The organism is Pseudomonas sp. HP_14, assembly GCF_055283875.1.
In genome coordinates, this window is record NZ_JBTOQI010000018.1 from 39386 (window position 1) to 54243 (window position 14858).

The following is a 14858-nucleotide window of genomic DNA, read 5'->3' on the forward strand; positions in this document are numbered from 1 at the left end:
GCAATAATCCCTCCAGGGCTTGCCTCGGGTTCAATGGCTCCGCAATTTCGCGCAGTAAACATTGGACCTGTAGGAGTGAGCTTGCTCGCGATAGCATTTCATCTGGCGAGGCTTTGTAATTGTCAGATTGCTATCGCGAGCAAGCTCACTCCTACAGGTCACACGTTGGCACCGAAAATCACCCACAAAAAAGGAGACCCGAAGGTCTCCTTTTTTATCCAGCCACCAAGGATTAGAACAATACGCGGCTGCGGATGGTGCCTTTGATGTGCTGCAGCTTTTCCTGAGCCAGATCGGAATACTCGGCATCGACGTCGATGACCACATAACCGACTTTCTCGTTGGTCTGCAGGAACTGACCGGAGATGTTGATACCGTTTTCGGCGAAGACCTTGTTGATCTCCATCAGCACGCCCGGGATGTTCTCGTGGATGTGCAGCAGGCGGTGCTTGCCAGGGTGAGCAGGCAGGGCCACTTCAGGGAAGTTGACCGAAGACACCGACGTACCGTTGTCGCTGTACTTGACCAGCTTCTCCGCCACTTCCAGACCGATGTTCGCTTGCGCTTCGGCGGTCGAACCACCGATGTGCGGAGTCAGGATCACGTTGTCCAGGCCACGCAGCGGGCTTTCGAAGATGTCGTCGTTCGAGCGAGGCTCAACCGGGAATACGTCGATAGCCGCACCGATCAGGTGCTTGTCCTTGATCGCGTCAGCCAATGCGTCGAGGTCCACGACCGTGCCGCGAGCGGCGTTGATCAGGATGGCGCCCTTTTTCATGGCGCGGATTTCTTTCTCGCCAATCATCATTTGGGTGGACGGCAATTCAGGCACATGCAGAGACACGATGTCGGCCATGCCCAGCAGTTCGGTCAGGCTTGGTACCTGAGTGGCATTGCCCAATGGCAGCTTGGTCAGCGGGTCGAAGAAGAACACCTGCATCCCGAGGCTTTCAGCCAGAACAGACAGCTGAGTACCGATCGAGCCGTAGCCGACGATGCCTAGTTTCTTGCCACGGATCTCGAAAGAGTTGGCTGCGCTTTTGATCCAGCCGCCACGGTGGCAGGATGCGTTCTTCTCCGGGATGCCGCGCAGCAGCAGGATGGCTTCGGCCAGCACCAGTTCGGCTACCGAGCGAGTGTTGGAGTACGGCGCGTTGAACACCGCAATACCGCGCTCGCGGGCTGCGCCCAGATCAACCTGGTTGGTACCGATGCAGAAACAGCCGACCGCGACGAGTTTCTTCGCGTGATCGAACATCTCTTCAGTCAACTGGGTGCGGGAGCGGATGCCGATGAAGTGAGCGTCGGCGATCTTTTCTTTCAGTTCGGCTTCCGGCAGAGACTTGGTGTGGTACTCGATGCTGGTATAACCGGCTGCCTTGAGGACATCCACAGCGGATTGATGGACGCCTTCGAGAAGAAGGAACTTGATCTTGCTCTTGTCGAGGGAAGTCTTGCTCATCTGCTTTAACCTGTGTCCCGGAGAAATTTGGCAGTAAGTGAAGCGGTCGCGAATCGGGCCGTCAGCTCGATTGGCGGGGGGCGTATGCTAGCATATGCACCCCGCGAAACCCCATTCCTGGACGTGAAGCGTTCTCAGGATGACCATGAATTGTTCGAGAGTTCCGTCGATGATCCATTCTGCGCTGGTAGATGAACTGAAGACCCTGGTTGAGCCTGGAAAAGTGCTCACCGATGCCGCATCCCTTGAGGCTTACGGCAAGGACTGGACCAAGCAATTCACGCCCGCGCCCGTTGCCATCGTCTTTCCCAAGACCATCGAGCAGGTTCAGGCCATCGTCCTGTGGGCCAATGAACACAAGGTCGCGCTGGTCCCGTCGGGCGGCCGAACCGGGCTTTCTGCGGCCGCTGTGGCGGCCAATGGCGAAGTGGTGGTTTCGTTCGATTACATGAATCAGGTGCTGGAGCTGAACGTCACCGAGCGTACGGTTCGCGTCCAGCCAGGCGTAATCACCAAGCAACTGCAGAGCCTTGCGGAAGAAAACGGCCTTTATTATCCGGTGGACTTCGCGTCCTCAGGTTCCAGTCAGATTGGCGGCAATATCGGCACCAATGCTGGCGGAATCAAGGTCATTCGCTACGGCATGACCCGCAACTGGGTCGCAGGCCTGAAGGTTGTCACCGGTAAGGGCGATATCCTTGAGCTGAACAAGGATTTGATCAAAAACGCGACTGGCTACGACATGCGTCAGTTGTTCATCGGGGCTGAAGGCACGCTGGGCTTTGTCGTCGAAGCCACCATGCGCCTTGATCGCGCCCCCAAGAACCTGACGGCGATGGTGCTGGGCACTACCGATTTCAACTCGATCATGCCGGTGCTGCACGCCTTTCACGGCAAGCTGGACCTCACGGCGTTCGAGTTTTTCTCTGACAAGTCGTTTGCCCGCGTCATGGCGCGCGGCGACGTGCCTTCGCCATTCGATACGCCATGCCCGTTCTATGTGCTGCTGGAATTCGAGGCCACCACCGAAGATCTGGCCAATGAAGCATTGGCTACCTTTGAGCATTGTGTCGAACAGGGCTGGGTACTGGATGGCGTGATGAGCCAGAGCGAACAGCAGCTGAAAAACCTGTGGAAGCTGCGCGAGTACATCTCCGAAACCATCTCCCACTTCACGCCTTACAAGAACGACATCTCGGTGACTGTTTCAAAGGTGCCGGCGTTCCTCAGTGAAATTGATGCGATCGTTGCCGAGCACTATCCCGATTTCGAGGTGCTCTGGTACGGCCATATTGGTGATGGCAACCTGCACCTGAACATCCTCAAGCCTGAGGCGCTCGACAAGGAAGAGTTCTTCGTCAAGTGCGCCAGGGTCAACAAATGGGTGTTCGAAACTGTGCAGAAATACAACGGCTCGATTTCTGCCGAGCACGGTGTAGGCATGACCAAGCGTGATTACCTGACGTATAGCCGTTCTCCGGTAGAAATCGAGTATATGAAAGCCATCAAGGCTGCATTCGATCCGAACGGCATTATGAACCCCGGAAAAATCTTCGCTGTTTAATGGGCCGTCACTTTATAGTGGCGTGACCACAACGAGACCAAGGAGCCGCCATGAGTTATCAGCACAAGTATGTCGACGGAACGAGCATCCACTTTCCCATGGGCAAGGCCGTGTGCGTGGGTCGTAACTACGCCGAGCATGCCAAGGAACTGAACAACGCGGTGCCTACCGAGCCGCTGCTGTTCATCAAGCCAGGCAGCGCGGTTGTTGCGCTGGAAGGTGGTTTCACCATCCCGGCTGATCGTGGCTCGGTGCACTACGAAGCGGAAATTGTCGTGCTGATCGGCAAGCCGCTGACCAAGAACCCGACCCGCGAAGAAGTTCTGGACGCGATTTCCGGTTTTGCTCCTGGCCTGGACCTCACCCTGCGCGATGTGCAAACCAAGCTGCGTGACAAGGGCTACCCATGGGAAGAAGCCAAGTCGTTCGACGGTGCTGCAGTCATTGCTCCGTTTGTGCCTGCTGAAACGTTCTCTGACCTGACCGATATCGGCATTCGCCTGACCATCAATGGCGAAGTTCGTCAGGACGGTAACAGCCGCGACATGCTTAACCCTATCGTGCCAGTGATTCAGCACATGGCCGCCTGCTTCTCGCTGCAGGCTGGTGACGTGATCATGACCGGCACTCCGGCAGGCGTTGGCCCGCTGGTGGCTGGCGATGAGCTGGTCCTGGAACTGGTAGGACAGAAGCCCTTCGAAAGCAGCGTTCGCTGATTTTTTCGCGGTGACCGAAACCGTCTGCGATAAGTGTCGTAGGCGGTTTTTGCGTTTTATGGGGCTTAAATAGAACAATTGGCGTTTTTTTCACAATTGATCTGGATAATCCGGCCTCCAGCAGCCTTCGCTGCGGCACTGTGCCATCGCCTGTTATTCATAATCGGGAACGCTCATGACCACCCCCTCATCGGCTGCAAAATCGTCGCGTCGTCCATCTCGCCTGCGCTGGTACGGTTTGCTGCTTCTGGTTGTTGTGATTGGCTACGGCGTTGCTTACGCAATGCACTGGGATGATCGTGGCCTGCTCTGGCTTGGTGAACGCTTCGAAAGCTCGACCGAGCGCGATGCAAGCGTCTGGCTGCCGGACTATGTCGTCGATATCGACGCCAAGGCGCTGCCGGGTATGGAGGATGATGAGGCGTCGGATGTGTCCTATAACCCGGTGACTAAAACGCTTTTTGCGGTCATGGGCAAGAATCCGTTCCTGGTCGAGTTGACCCTCAAGGGCGATGTCCTGCGCAAGATTCCTATGCTGGGCTGGAGCAATCCCGAGGCGGTTGCCGTCATGGAGAATGGCTTCATGGCAATCGCGGATGAGCGTCAGCATCAGTTGAGCATCATCAAGGTCGGCCCGGAGACCAATTCGCTGAATTTTGCCGATTTCCCTAGCTACAACCTGGGTGCTTCCAAAAATCAGAACAAAGCGTTCGAGTCGGTCGCCTGGGATCCGCGTCGTCAGCAACTGGTGCTGGGTGAGGAGCGCCCTGCAGCGATGTTTATCTGGGCGAGTAATGGCAGTGATGTTTTGACCGGTGACAAGCAGAAGGTCATCAACAAGTCGCTGGATCTGCGTAACCTTTCCTCGTTGACCGTCGAGCCGCGTACCGGGCACACGCTGGCGCTGTCCGCGGATTCGCACATGCTGCTGGAGCTCGATGAAAAGGGCGAGCAGGTCAGTTTCATGACGTTGCTCGGTGGTTTCAACGGATTGAAAGACACCATACCCCGCGCCGAGGGCGTGGCGTTTGACGACGATGGCAATCTGTACATCGTCAGCGAACCGAATCTGTTTTATTCGTTTAAGAAGAAGTAGGTCGGGTTCTGTTGAGCTGCCTGTAGGAGCTGCCGCAGGCTGCGAACTGCGGTGCATCAGATGAAACGCCTTCGCAGCCTTCGGCAGCTCCTACAGGATCATTGCGTGTGATGGCTCTGCGCCATTAAGTTTCAATTCATATTCGCATGCTATTTATGCTGCCCGCCCCATCATTGAGCCTTCTGAATGCGCCAGCTTCTCTCTTTCCGAAAAATCGTTGTTGCGGTCCTGATTCTGCTGGCGTTGCTGTTATTTTTTGCCAACCGTGAATACCGTTTCGCCGAACGTGCCTTGTTCAACTGGCACCTGTTTTGGCAAGACAAGGACGCGCAGGCCATGGGGCTGGGCGATTATCGGGTGGTTATTGAGGGCCAGGTCATTGCCGGGCTGGAGGATGATGTCTCGGCCCTGAGCTACGACCCGGATCGCAAGAGTCTGTTTACCGTCACCAATTCAAATGCCGAAATGGTTGAGCTGAGCCTTGAAGGTCGGGTCTTGCGGCGTATTCCGCTGACCGGCTTCGGTGACGCTGAGGCGGTGGAATACATCAGCCCTGGCATTTATGTGATCAGTGATGAGCGCAAGCAGCGGCTGATCAAGGTCCATGTAGATAACGATACGACCTTTCTTGATGCCGCTGATGCTGAGCAACTCACGCTCGGCATAGGGGCCGGAAACAACAACGGTTATGAAGGGCTGGCATACGACACCAAAGGGCAGCGCCTTTTTGTCGCCAAAGAGCGGCGGCCTACACAGATCATCGAGGTGCGTGGCTTCCCCAATATGAACGCCGATGCGCCGAGCATGATTGAGGTGTCTTCTGATGCCAAGCGTGATGCGGGGCTGTTTGTGCGGGACATTTCCAGTCTGCAGTTCGATGAACGCAGCGGGCATTTGCTGGCGTTGTCGGACGAGTCCCGCCAAATCGTAGAGCTCGACACCAAGGGTCGAGCGGTGGGCAATGTCTCGTTAAGCCAAGGCTCCATGGGGCTTCGCAAAACCGTGCCCCAGGCTGAGGGCATCGCCATGGATGACGAAGGTAACCTGTATCTGGTGAGCGAGCCGAATCTGTTTTACGTGTTCAAAAAGCCCTGAGGCTTTTATGCCGGTTCTGTAGGAGTGAGCTTGCTCGCGATGGCGTACTCCCTGGCATTACTTGTTTGAATAAAGGACCGCAATCGCGAGCAAGCTCGCCCTTACAGTCCTCCATTCACTGCGGCGCAGGCAATCAACGCGTCAGCGTTTTAACCCCTTCACTAGTTCCCAGTAGCAGCAAATCCGCAGGACGCGCCGCGAACAGGCCATTGGTCACAACGCCAACGATTGCGTTGATCTGGCTTTCCAGTTCGGCAGGATTAGTGATGTTCATGTTGTGTACATCAAGAATGATGTTGCCGTTGTCAGTCAACACGCCTTCACGGTAAACCGGGTCGCCGCCCAGTTTTACCAGTTGGCGGGCAACGTGACTGCGCGCCATCGGGATCACTTCAACAGGTAACGGGAACGCGCCCAGCACGGGTACAAGCTTGCTGGCGTCGGCGATGCAGATAAAAGTCTTGGCCACGGCCGCAACGATTTTCTCGCGGGTCAAAGCTGCGCCGCCGCCCTTGATCAGGTTCAGGTGCTCATCGCTTTCGTCGGCGCCATCGATATAGAACTCCAGATCGCTGACGGTATTGAGCTCGTAAACCGGAATGCCGTGGCCCTTGAGACGTGCGGCAGTGGCTTCGGAGCTGGCAACTGCGCCGTCGAATGCGCCTTTATGCTGGGCCAGTGCATCAATGAAGCAGTTGGCTGTGGAGCCGGTCCCGACGCCGACAATGCTTTTGTCGTCCAGTTTCGGAAGGATGAAATCCACGGCGGCCTGCGCCACGGCTTGTTTGAGTTGATCCTGGTTCATGCGGGCTCCACGGGTGCCGGGTTGTTCACGTACGGTAGGAGCGAACTTGTTCGCGAGGGGCCAGGTCTGCGTACACAGGCACGACGTCTCGCGAACAAGTTCGCTCCTACCGGTAATGTGTAAAAGGGCGCGCATTATAGCGACATGCCAGCGCCAAAGCCCCGTGATTCGTGTGGTCGTGCATCGGAGTGCGGGTTAGACTTCCTGTCCTTGCCCTTTTGCCAGTGATGTCGCCGTGATGCTTGAACAGTACGTCAAAAAAATCCTCACCTCCCGCGTCTACGACGTGGCCGTGGAAACCCCGTTGCAGGGCGCTCGTCAGTTGTCCGAACGGCTGGGCAATCAGGTGCTGCTCAAGCGCGAAGACTTGCAACCGGTGTTCTCGTTCAAGATTCGTGGCGCGTACAACAAGCTGGCGCAGCTAAGCCCGGAAGAGCTGGCCCGGGGCGTCGTCACTGCCTCAGCAGGCAACCACGCGCAAGGTCTGGCCCTGGCGGCGAAAACCCTGGGCGTCGAAGCCACTATCGTGATGCCCAAGACTACGCCGGAAATCAAGGTGGAAGGCGTGCGTTCCCGGGGCGGCAAAGTGGTGCTGCACGGCGACTCCTTCCCTGAAGCGCTGGCGCATTCGCTAAAGCTGGTGGATGAAATGGGCTTCGTTTACATCCATCCCTATGACGATCCAGACACGATTGCCGGGCAAGGCACCGTGGCGATGGAAATTCTTCGTCAGCATCAGGGCCCGCTGGACGCGATTTTTGTACCGGTGGGTGGCGGTGGTTTGATTGCCGGTATTGCGGCCTACGTGAAGTACCTGCGCCCGGACATCAAGGTCATCGGTGTCGAGCCGGATGATTCAAATTGCCTGCAACAAGCCATGGCCTACGGCGAGCGCGTCGTGCTGCAACAGGTCGGTCTGTTTGCCGACGGCGTGGCTGTGGCGCAAATTGGTGAGTACACCTTCGACATCTGCAGGCATTACGTCGACGAAGTGATCACGGTGAGCACCGATGAAATCTGCGCGGCGATCAAGGACATTTACGACGACACTCGTTCGATCACCGAGCCAGCAGGAGCTTTGGCTGTGGCCGGGATCAAAAGGTATGTCGAGCAGGAAGCAGTCAGCGGCCAGACATTTGTCGCCATCGACTCAGGTGCCAACGTCAACTTCGACCGCTTGCGTCACGTTGCCGAGCGTGCCGAGCTGGGTGAGGGCCGCGAAGCGATCATCGCCGTGACCATCCCGGAGCAGCCGGGCAGCTTCAAGGCCTTCTGCGAAGCGATTGGCAAGCGCCAGATCACCGAATTCAACTACCGTTATCACACCGACCGTGAAGCGCACATTTTCGTCGGTGTGCAGACGCATCCGGACACTGATCCACGTAAAGGTCTGATCACAAGCCTCACCGAGCAGGGTTTCCCGGTGATTGACCTGACCGACAACGAGCTGGCCAAGCTGCACATTCGGCACATGGTCGGCGGGCATGCCGAGCGGGTCAGCGACGAAGTGGTGTTTCGCTTCGAATTCCCGGAACGTCCGGGCGCGCTGTTCAACTTCCTCAACAAGCTGGGCGGGCAGTGGACGATTTCGATGTTCCACTACCGCAACCATGGCGCGGCGGATGGTCGGGTCGTGGCGGGTTTGGTCGTGCCAGAGGACGAAAGGCATTTGGTCCCGGCGGCACTGGCCGAGATTGGCTATCCGTATTGGGATGAAAGCAAGAACCCGGCGTATAAATTGTTTCTGGGCTAATACAATGATCCGGTAGGAGCGAACTTGTTCGCGAGAGGATAAGCCTGCGTACACAGGTGCATCGTCTCGCGAACAAGTTCGCTCCTACCGATTCAACTGCGGAGCGAATAGAACATGGATCACCTCACCGCCCTGAAAACCCTGCACATCTCGGCGACGGTGCTGTTTTTGCTCAGCGCCCTCGGTTTGACTATCTGGCTGATCAAGGGCCGCAGGGCAGGGTTTACCACCAACCACACCCGCCTGTTGCTTCGGCCGCGCCTGTTTGCGTGGATTCTGATGGGGCTCTGCCTGCTGACCATGCCGATTAGCGGCTGGTGGCTGGCGCACCTGGTTGGCTGGCCGCTGGGACAAATCTGGGTGCTGGGAAGCAGCGTGCTCTACACGTTGGGCGCGTTGAGCTGGCTGTGGCTGGTGGTGCGCCTGAACAAGCTGCGAATTGATCCTGCCAGAGGTGGTGTGAAGTTCACCTTGGCGTTGGCGATTTTTGCGGCCGTCTGTTTCATCGCCATTGCCGGGTTGATGGGGGCCAAACCGGTTTGAGTTTCAGGCTTGTTGGAGCGAGGCTTGCCCGCGAAGAACGATAACGCGGAGTAACTGTTGGAACGAGGCGCCTGATTCGCGGGCAAGCCTCGCTCCAACAAATTCCGTCAACTGCGCAGCGTAATCACCGGCCAGCCGCGCTTTTCAGCTTCGGCGCGCAATTTCGGGTCCGGGTCCACGGCCACCGGGTTGGCAACCTTTTCCAGCAGCGGCAGGTCGTTGAGCGAGTCGCTGTAAAAGTAGCTGTCTTCCAGGCCGAGCTGGTTCTCTTCCAGCCAACGGTTCAGACGTGTCACTTTGCCTTCGCGGAAGCACGGCACATCGGTGGTGCGTCCGGTGTAGCGACCGTCGACGATCTCACACTCAGTGGCCAGCAGCGTTTCGATACCCAGTTTTGCCACGATAGGTGCGGTAACGAAGCGATTGGTCGCGGTGATGACGACCAGCTTGTCGCCTGCTTCGCGATGCTTGGCAATCAGCTCCAGCGCTTTGGGCAGCATGATCGGTTCAATGCAATCACGCATGAAATCGCGATGCCACTCGTCTAGCTGGGCCATTTCGGTACGGCCGAGGATTTCCAGTGTGAAATTCAGATACGCCGTCAGGTCCAGGGTGCCAGCCAGGTAATCCTGATAGAACTCGTCATTACGAGTTTTGTAAGTTGCGGTATCCAGGATGCCGCGTTCGCACAGGTAATCACCCCAGGCGTGGTCGCTGTCGCCACCCAGAAGTGTGTTGTCGAGGTCGAATAAAGCCAGGCGCATGTGGTTACTCGCTGAAATTGCTGAAAAAAGAGCACCAGAATACGAGGTTTTCACAACTCTTCACATAACCTGCTAAGCCTCGTTGCTGCTTTGATCGGCTTTGTGGAACAATGCGGTGACATGCGTTTGCGAGGTTGTTGCCGTGATCGACCCCGATGGTTTCCGTCCTAATGTCGGGATAATTCTGACAAACGACTCCGGCCAGGTCCTATGGGCTCGGCGAATCAACCAAGATGCCTGGCAGTTTCCACAGGGTGGTATCAACCCTCAGGAGACGCCGGAAGACGCGCTTTATCGTGAATTGAACGAAGAAGTCGGGCTTGAACCTGAGGATGTGCAGATTCTTGCCTGTACTCGGGGTTGGTTGCGCTATCGTTTGCCGCAACGACTGGTCAGGACGCACAGCCAACCGCTGTGTATCGGCCAGAAGCAAAAATGGTTTCTCCTGCGCCTGGTCTCCAACGAGCAGCGGGTGCGGATGGATTTGACCGGGAAACCGGAGTTCGATGGCTGGCGCTGGGTCAGCTATTGGTATCCGCTGGGTCAGGTGGTGACATTCAAGCGCGAGGTGTATCGACGCGCACTCAAAGAGCTTGCCCCGCGCCTTTTATCGCGCGACTGACACGGAGTTCGACCCCGAGCCATGCTCAATACGCTGCGCAAGATCGTCCAGGAAGTTAACTCCGCCAAGGATCTCAAGGCGGCGTTGGGGATTATTGTGTTACGCGTCAAAGAGGCCATGGGCAGCCAAGTCTGCTCGGTCTATTTGCTCGATCCCGAAAGTAATCGCTTCGTGCTGATGGCCACCGAGGGCTTGAACAAGCGCTCCATTGGCAAAGTCAGCATGGCGCCGAACGAAGGTCTGGTTGGCCTCGTCGGTACCCGTGAAGAACCGCTGAACCTCGAAAACGCCGCTGATCACCCGCGTTATCGCTACTTTGCCGAAACCGGCGAAGAGCGCTATGCGTCGTTTTTGGGCGCGCCGATCATTCACCATCGTCGTGTGGTGGGCGTACTGGTTATCCAGCAGAAGGAGCGTCGTCAGTTCGATGAAGGTGAAGAAGCCTTCCTTGTGACCATGAGCGCGCAGCTCGCCGGGGTTATCGCCCACGCTGAAGCCACTGGCTCAATCCGTGGTCTGGGTCGTCAGGGCAAAGGTATTCAGGAAGCCAAATTCGTAGGCGTAGCCGGTTCACCCGGTGCTGCGGTGGGCTTTGCGGTGGTCATGCTGCCGCCCGCCGATCTTGAAGTGGTGCCTGACAAGACGGTCACAGACATTGCGGCTGAGCTGGCGTTGTTCCAGACGGCTCTGGAAGGCGTGCGCAGCGACATGCGCGCACTGTCTGCCAAGCTCGCAAACCAGCTGCGCCCCGAAGAGAGAGCGCTGTTTGACGTCTATCTGATGATGCTCGACGACGCCTCGCTGGGCAGCGAAGTGACCAACGTCATCAAGGCCGGTCAGTGGGCTCAGGGCGCATTGCGCTCGGTGGTCAACGAGCACGTCAAACGTTTCGAATTGATGGACGACGCCTATCTGCGCGAGCGTGCCTCTGACGTTAAAGACCTCGGCCGTCGCTTGCTCGCGTACTTGCAAGAGGCGCGGCAACAGACGCTGGTGTATCCGGACAATACGATCCTTGTCAGTGAAGAACTGACGGCCGCCATGCTGGGCGAAGTTCCGGAAGGCAAGCTGGCGGGTCTGATTTCTGTACTCGGCTCCGGCAACTCCCACGTTGCGATCCTGGCCCGGGCCATGGGTATTCCCACGGTCATGGGCGTGGTTGACCTGCCCTATTCCAAGGTTGACGGCATCGAGCTGATTGTCGACGGCTACCACGGCGAAGTCTTCACCAACCCCAGCGATGCCATGCGCAAGCAGTTCGCCAAGGTCGTTGAAGAAGAGCGCCAGCTGTCTCAAGGGCTGGACGCGCTGCGCGAGCTGCCTTGCGTAACACTGGATGGCCATCGCATGCCGCTGTGGGTCAACACCGGTTTGCTGGCTGACGTGGCTCGCGCCCAACAGCGCGGCGCGGAAGGTGTGGGTCTGTACCGTACTGAAGTACCGTTCATGATCCAGCAACGCTTTCCGAGCGAGAAAGAACAACTGGCGATTTATCGCGAGCAACTGGCGGCTTTCCACCCGCTACCGGTCACCATGCGCAGCCTTGATATCGGCGGTGACAAGGCGCTGTCCTACTTCCCGATCAAGGAAGAAAACCCGTTTCTGGGCTGGCGCGGTATTCGCGTCACCCTCGACCACCCGGAAATCTTCCTGGTGCAGACCCGCGCCATGCTCAAGGCCAGCGAAGGCTTGAACAACCTGCGGATTCTGCTGCCGATGATTTCCAGCACCCACGAGGTGGAAGAAGCGCTGCACCTGATCCACCGGGCGTGGGGCGAAGTGCGCGACGAAGGTACCGATGTACCGATGCCGCCTGTTGGCGTGATGATCGAAGTACCGGCTGCGGTGTATCAGACTCGTGATCTGGCGCGTCAGGTGGACTTCCTGTCGGTGGGCTCCAACGACTTGACTCAATATCTGCTGGCCGTGGATCGAAATAACCCACGGGTTGCTGATCTTTACGATTATTTGCACCCGGCGGTACTGCAAGCCCTGCAGAACGTAGTGCGTGATGCTCATGCTGAAGGCAAGCCAGTCAGTATCTGTGGCGAAATGGCCGGTGATCCTGCTGCTGCGGTGCTGTTGATGGCGATGGGCTTCGACAGCCTGTCGATGAACGCCACTAACTTGCCGAAAGTGAAGTGGATGCTGCGTCAGATCCATCTGAGCAAGGCCAAGGAATTGCTCGCGCAACTGATGACCAACGACAACCCGCAAGTCATCAGCAGCTCGCTGCAACTGGCGCTGAAAAACCTGGGGCTGTCGCGGATGATCAATCCGGGGTCAGTGAAAGGGCATTAATCGCGGTCAATTTGTTGGAGCGTGGCTTGCCCGCGAAGAACGATGACACGGTAGGCCTGGTAAACCGAGGTGTTTGATTCGCGGGCAAGCCTCGCTCCAACAGGCATCAAACGGTTAGCTCCACCTCACCCAATCTCCCGCCATACGGCCCAAAACTGTGTTCGACGAAGTGTTGGCTGCCGTCAGCATTGATGATCAAGCGGAGAGCAGTGAGTGCATCAGTTCTTGGCTTGAAATGCTTATCCCCTGTGGGAGCCGGGCTTGCCCGCGATTCAGGCACCTTGGTGTATCAGGCATACCGAGTGATCTGTATCGCGGGCAAGCCCGGCTCCCACAGGAGATCGCATTCCATCTGTTGAGCTGTGTCAGATCCTTAACTCCACCTCACCCAATCTCCCGCCATACGGCCCGAAACTGTGTTCAACGAAGTGTCGACTGCCGTCAGCATTGACGATCAGCACAGTGCTGGCGCGGGTCCCGTAATTGGGGCTGGCGATGAACAGGCTCGACAGCAGGCTCTCGGTGGCCAGGCTCACGCCGGTGTCCGGTAAGTCTGCGGTCGGTGCAACGGTCGGGTCGCTCAATAAGGCCATAAGCGCCAGTGGGTTCGGCTCATCCAGATGAGTACTCAACGCAGCCTTGGCCTTCTCGACTTTTGGCCACGGCGTATCCAGCGACGCGTTTGAAAGCCCATAAACACCCTCATTGAGCCGACGCGGCTCAGGGTTGGAGCCATTGAGGTAGTACAACTGCAGACGATCGCCCACCAGCAGATTGAAACCGCCGTATTCATCCGATCTGTTGGCTACCTCGGCAAGATAATCTTCAATCGAAATATCGCTGGTCAAAAATTGAGCAACCAGTTCGCCTCGTGATCGATGTCCCAGTGGCAAGTCAGGGTCGCGAATATTGGTCAGTGCAGCGAAACGCCCGTCTGCGGTGACGCCAAGCCAGGTTCCGCCCGCTTCAAGATCGCGGCCTGCATAGACTTGTGGGGCATCGGTCCATTGCGTGAGGGGTTGAGTCGGGCGAGCGTAGAACTCGTCACGATTGGCGGCAACGATCAGCGGCTGTGCGTGAGAAGGGCGCCAGGCGAAAACGATCAGACACATGCAGTACTCCTTTTTCAGTCACTCTACCCACACAAGAGGCTTGCATCCATCGCACGCCGCTAGAGCGTCGGGCGTTGCTCCGGTAACATGCCGGTCTCTTTTCGTCATGCCCGCCAAATAGCTGTTCAGCGTGGGTTTATATTTCCTGCTTTAGTGTGTCTGGTTAAGTGCTCGCAAGAGCGTTCCCATTTAAGGAGTTGCAATGCTGCCTTACCCGCAGATTGACCCGGTGGCGGTGGCCATCGGCCCGCTGCAAATACACTGGTACGGTTTGATGTACCTGGTCGGTATCGGTGGCGCGTGGCTGCTGGCATCGCGGCGCCTGAACAGCTTTGATCCGACCTGGACCAAGGAAAAGCTCTCCGACATGATTTTCTGGCTGGCCATGGGCGTGATCGTCGGTGGGCGGCTGGGTTACGTGTTGTTCTACGATCTGCCTGCGTACATCGCCAATCCACTGTTGATCTTCGAGGTCTGGAAGGGCGGCATGGCGTTCCACGGCGGTTTCGTCGGAGTGATGGTCGCTGCGTGGTGGTTCGGCCGACGCAATGGCAAGTCGTTCTTCGAACTTATGGATTTCGTCGCGCCAATGGTGCCGATTGGTCTGGGTGCGGGCCGTATCGGCAATTTCATCAATGCCGAGCTGTGGGGCAAGCCGACCGATTTGCCGTGGGCAATGGTCTTCCCTCCGTTCAGCGATCCGGCGCAATTGCCGCGTCATCCTTCGCAGCTGTATCAGTTCGCCCTCGAAGGTGTCGCGCTGTTCATCATCCTCTGGCTGTTTTCTCGCAAGCCCCGCCCGACGATGGCTATTTCCGGCATGTTCGCACTGTTCTACGGGCTGTTCCGGTTCATTGTCGAGTTCGTGCGCATGCCCGACGCGCAATTGGGTTACCTGGCGTGGGGTTGGGTCACCATGGGGCAGATTCTCAGCCTGCCGATGATCATCGCGGGTGCTGTACTGATCTGGCTGGCTTACAACCGCGCCCCCGCCGGCAAGAACGCGGCGGTTTAACACCGAAACG

At 57.4% G+C, this 14858-nt stretch carries 13 protein-coding genes; 9 read left to right on the forward strand and 4 right to left on the reverse strand.

Going from position 1 to position 14858, the window contains the following annotated elements; all coding sequences use genetic code 11:
* Positions 1 to 232: 232 nt before the first annotated feature.
* Complete coding sequence (gene serA, locus ACYASS_RS13670) at positions 233 to 1462, reverse strand: phosphoglycerate dehydrogenase (protein WP_463586522.1); 1230 nt, start codon at positions 1460 to 1462, stop codon at positions 233 to 235.
* Between the two features lie 169 nt (positions 1463 to 1631).
* Between serA and ACYASS_RS13675 the strand changes: the two genes are divergently transcribed.
* The 4 genes from ACYASS_RS13675 to ACYASS_RS13690 all read left to right on the forward strand — a co-directional run bounded on the left by ACYASS_RS13675 (position 1632) and on the right by ACYASS_RS13690 (position 5933).
* Positions 1632 to 3026: an FAD-binding oxidoreductase gene (locus ACYASS_RS13675; protein WP_463586523.1), complete on the forward strand. Its 1395-nt coding sequence runs from the start codon at positions 1632 to 1634 to the stop codon at positions 3024 to 3026.
* A gap of 50 nt (positions 3027 to 3076) precedes the next feature.
* The gene (locus ACYASS_RS13680) at positions 3077 to 3742 is read left to right on the forward strand and encodes a fumarylacetoacetate hydrolase family protein (RefSeq protein WP_463586524.1); all 666 of its coding nucleotides are present in this window, start codon (positions 3077 to 3079) and stop codon (positions 3740 to 3742) included.
* 175 nt (positions 3743 to 3917) lie between these two features.
* Complete coding sequence (locus ACYASS_RS13685; RefSeq protein ID WP_463586525.1) at positions 3918 to 4838, forward strand: SdiA-regulated domain-containing protein; 921 nt, start codon at positions 3918 to 3920, stop codon at positions 4836 to 4838.
* A 186-nt stretch (positions 4839 to 5024) separates the two neighbouring features.
* Positions 5025 to 5933 carry an SdiA-regulated domain-containing protein gene (locus ACYASS_RS13690; protein WP_243244166.1) on the forward strand — a complete coding sequence of 303 codons (909 nt, stop codon included), beginning with the start codon at positions 5025 to 5027 and terminating at the stop codon, positions 5931 to 5933.
* A 133-nt stretch (positions 5934 to 6066) separates the two neighbouring features.
* Here ACYASS_RS13690 and rpiA read toward each other — a convergent pair whose 3' ends face one another.
* On the reverse strand, positions 6067 to 6738 hold the full coding sequence (rpiA, locus tag ACYASS_RS13695) for a ribose-5-phosphate isomerase RpiA (RefSeq protein ID WP_027900679.1): 672 nt from the start codon (positions 6736 to 6738) through the stop codon (positions 6067 to 6069).
* A 238-nt stretch (positions 6739 to 6976) separates the two neighbouring features.
* Here rpiA and ilvA point away from each other — a divergent pair, with 238 nt between their 5' ends.
* Positions 6977 to 8491, forward strand: a complete 1515-nt coding sequence (gene ilvA, locus ACYASS_RS13700; RefSeq protein ID WP_463586541.1) for a threonine ammonia-lyase, biosynthetic — start codon at positions 6977 to 6979, stop codon at positions 8489 to 8491.
* 114 nt (positions 8492 to 8605) lie between these two features.
* Positions 8606 to 9034 (forward strand): DUF2269 family protein, encoded by a 429-nt coding sequence (locus tag ACYASS_RS13705; protein ID WP_463586526.1) that lies wholly within the window; start codon positions 8606 to 8608, stop codon positions 9032 to 9034.
* A 107-nt stretch (positions 9035 to 9141) separates the two neighbouring features.
* Here ACYASS_RS13705 and ACYASS_RS13710 read toward each other — a convergent pair whose 3' ends face one another.
* On the reverse strand, positions 9142 to 9798 hold the full coding sequence (locus ACYASS_RS13710; protein WP_463586527.1) for a histidinol-phosphatase: 657 nt from the start codon (positions 9796 to 9798) through the stop codon (positions 9142 to 9144).
* A 142-nt stretch (positions 9799 to 9940) separates the two neighbouring features.
* Here ACYASS_RS13710 and ACYASS_RS13715 point away from each other — a divergent pair, with 142 nt between their 5' ends.
* On the forward strand, positions 9941 to 10420 hold the full coding sequence (locus ACYASS_RS13715; RefSeq protein WP_027898512.1) for an RNA pyrophosphohydrolase: 480 nt from the start codon (positions 9941 to 9943) through the stop codon (positions 10418 to 10420).
* 21 nt (positions 10421 to 10441) lie between these two features.
* Entirely contained in the window at positions 10442 to 12721 is a 2280-nt protein-coding gene (gene ptsP, locus ACYASS_RS13720) for a phosphoenolpyruvate--protein phosphotransferase (RefSeq protein WP_243244170.1), read from the forward strand.
* Between the two features lie 365 nt (positions 12722 to 13086).
* On the opposite strand, the gene ACYASS_RS13725 is transcribed toward ptsP, so the two are convergent.
* The gene (locus ACYASS_RS13725; protein ID WP_463586528.1) at positions 13087 to 13833 is read right to left on the reverse strand and encodes an NRDE family protein; all 747 of its coding nucleotides are present in this window, start codon (positions 13831 to 13833) and stop codon (positions 13087 to 13089) included.
* 202 nt (positions 13834 to 14035) lie between these two features.
* Between ACYASS_RS13725 and lgt the strand changes: the two genes are divergently transcribed.
* Positions 14036 to 14848 (forward strand): prolipoprotein diacylglyceryl transferase, encoded by an 813-nt coding sequence (gene lgt / locus ACYASS_RS13730; protein WP_463586529.1) that lies wholly within the window; start codon positions 14036 to 14038, stop codon positions 14846 to 14848.
* Positions 14849 to 14858 lie beyond the last annotated feature (10 nt).